We start from the raw sequence: 451 nt of genomic DNA, 5'->3' as shown, positions 1-451 counted from the left end.
CAGATCCTTTTTGAGCTTATCGTTTTCTTGCTGCAGACTGCGTACCTCGCGTGTCTCGACGGCGGCGTTGACAGGTTTCGTGTCAAGGCAGAATGCCGTACGCCATTCCTCCAGATGATGCACGAACAAGCCACGCTCACGACACCAGCCTTGCAGCGCTTCCGGGTCCAAGGCATGCGACTCGTGAAGCGCTACCAATTGCTCGCTTCGGCTCCAGTCCTGCGGCCGCTTTTCTCTGTCAGAAGAGGCTTTCAACATATATAAATTCTTTCTGCGTATCCAGTTCTTGACCGTATAGACGTTGACGAACAAATCGTCTGCCACGTCCTGGATGGTGCGTTCGCCGCGGGAATAGACCTTGACCAAGGCTTGCTCGATGAAGGCGTCAGAATACACTTTGCTCATGTTGTCTCCTAAAAATGTGAGGTGACAACTAGCGTGACACAGGGGG

The 451-nt window shown here is 53.0% G+C and carries 1 protein-coding gene; it reads right to left on the bottom strand.

The window, feature by feature from the left end; all coding sequences use genetic code 11:
* The coding region (locus CR105_RS27540; RefSeq protein WP_099794153.1) for a transposase at positions 1-405 on the bottom strand (405 nt) is incomplete at its 3' end.
* Positions 406-451 lie beyond the last annotated feature (46 nt).

Origin of the sequence: Massilia eurypsychrophila, assembly GCF_002760655.1 — a bacterium.
In the GTDB taxonomy this organism is placed as follows: domain Bacteria; phylum Pseudomonadota; class Gammaproteobacteria; order Burkholderiales; family Burkholderiaceae_D; genus JAFCUW01.
The sequence above is the reverse complement of the archived record's forward strand: the minus strand, read 5'-3'. Positions and strand labels throughout refer to the sequence as shown.